Annotated in this window: 1 protein-coding gene; it reads right to left on the reverse strand. The window is 67.8% G+C overall.

Going from position 1 to position 1,846, the window contains the following annotated elements; all coding sequences use genetic code 11:
• Nucleotides 1–71: 71 nt before the first annotated feature.
• A complete protein-coding gene (locus VAE54_RS11710; protein ID WP_322802149.1) occupies nucleotides 72–1,727 on the reverse strand; it encodes a hypothetical protein in 1,656 nt (551 codons plus the stop codon).
• Between the last annotated feature and the right edge of the window lie 119 nt (nucleotides 1,728–1,846).

The raw sequence follows: 1,846 nt of genomic DNA on the forward strand, positions 1-1,846 counted from the left end.
CCTCCACCGGGGATTCTACACGGAAAACTCTGGGGCTGGGCTCTGACAAAGCGCCCGGCCGATCCATGGGCTCACCGGCGGATCTCGATGGGGATCGGCAGGATCACGCCATCCGCTCCCGAGCCCTCCACCGGGATCCGGCCTTCGGGCGGGGCGCGGCGATACAGCCCGACCTTCAGCACGTAGTCCCCGGGGGAGACCGAGGCCGGGACCCGCAGGGGATAGAAGTCGCTGTAGAGCTGCCCCGGCCGCCAGCGAGGGAGGGGAAGGAACGCAGGATGCTCGTGATCCTCCTGGAAAACCTGCCCGGCCTCCGGGCGGCCCGCGGGAAGAACATGGACGTAGACGCTCAGAGTTTCCGTCACCGGACGGAGGGCGCGGATCCAGAGGGTCAGCCCGATATCTTCGCCGGGACGAACCCGAGGGGCCTCCAGGGAAAAGGCGACCAGCTCCACCTGTCCTCCAAACCGCTGGCCCAGGCAGAGGCGTCCAGAGGCACCGCAGAACGGCCGATGACGGATCCTGATCCAGCCCGCGAGGGCGGCACCATGGAGGACAAGGCCTGCGAGCACGAGGAGAGCGGGGACGAGGGAGTCCCATCGAGGACCGATTCGCCACGCTGGAGACCGGAGCACCGGCCGGCGAAGCGCCCACAGGCCCAGGAGGAACAGGACCACGATCCCGAGGCGGAAGCCCCATGCAATGGGAGCTGGGATCCCCTGCTCTTCCAGGCGGTGCAGGGCCAGGGCTCCGTGGCGCCCCTGCAACCCGTAGCGCCACTGGCCCAGGATGGGGGAGAGCTCCGGTCGGAACCAGATGCGGGGGATATCCGGAAGGCCGCGCTCTACGAACAGCTCATTATGGAAGAGCTGATGATCGATGAAGATGCCGGGCAGTTGCACGAAAAGCCCGACGAGGATCAGGGCGAGAGCCGCCCGCCGGCCGCAGGGACGCTCGAGGGCTTCCCCGGTGAGCAACAGCAGGAAAGGAAGCGTGGGGACCAGGAAGCGAGGGCCCCAGGCCCATCCGCCGTGCCAGGCCCACCAACTGCCATACAGGAGCAGATACCCGATGAACAGGGTCCCCGCTGTCCAAATGAGGACGCGATCCCGGCGCCAGAGGAGGCGGGCACCGGGGAGAGCGAGGAGGACCGGCGGGGCGTAGAAAATCAATCCCCGGCCCGGGCTGAGCAGCAATCCCCCCACGCCTTCGAGGAGCGAGGCGGTAAAGCCCTCCCCTTCGTAGCCATGCCGGAGCGGATGCCCGAACCGGTAGACGTTATACCAGAGCTCCATGGAGAGGGGGATCGCCGCGCCGATCATCCCCAGACTCAGGAAGGCGAGGCGCTCGCGCCAGCTCCGGCCGAGAAGGACCAGCGCGAGGGCCATCGCGGGCAGGGCGGCGACAGCCCCTTCCCGGGTGAGGACCGCCCAGCCGATGGCCAGCCCTCCCCATGCGATCCCCGCGGGCCGACGGGTAAAGAGCAGCCGGAAGCCCAGCAGCAGGCAAAAGGTGATCAGGGCCTCAGCGAAAAAGGTCCGGGCGTAAAAGGGAGCGGGGGTGGCCAAGACGAAGGCGCTGAGCATGAGGAGAGCGACCGAGGGGCTCCACCGGCTGCAAGCCCACGCATACAGCAACGCACCGGCCCCCGCCACGGCCACGGCCGATAGGGCGTTGACGAAGAGCCGGGTAGCGGGCGAATCCGGACCGCCGAGGATCCGTCCCAATAAAAGGGAAGGGCAGCGAGAGGCTGTCCCAGAGAATAACGGACGAACCAGGATCCGTCCTCACCGATTTGGAGAAAACCCCGCTCCATGAGCGCAGGGAGATGCGGGGAGGGCATCGG

It is taken from the genome of Thermoflexus sp., from assembly GCF_034432235.1.
In the GTDB taxonomy this organism is placed as follows: domain Bacteria; phylum Chloroflexota; class Anaerolineae; order Thermoflexales; family Thermoflexaceae; genus Thermoflexus.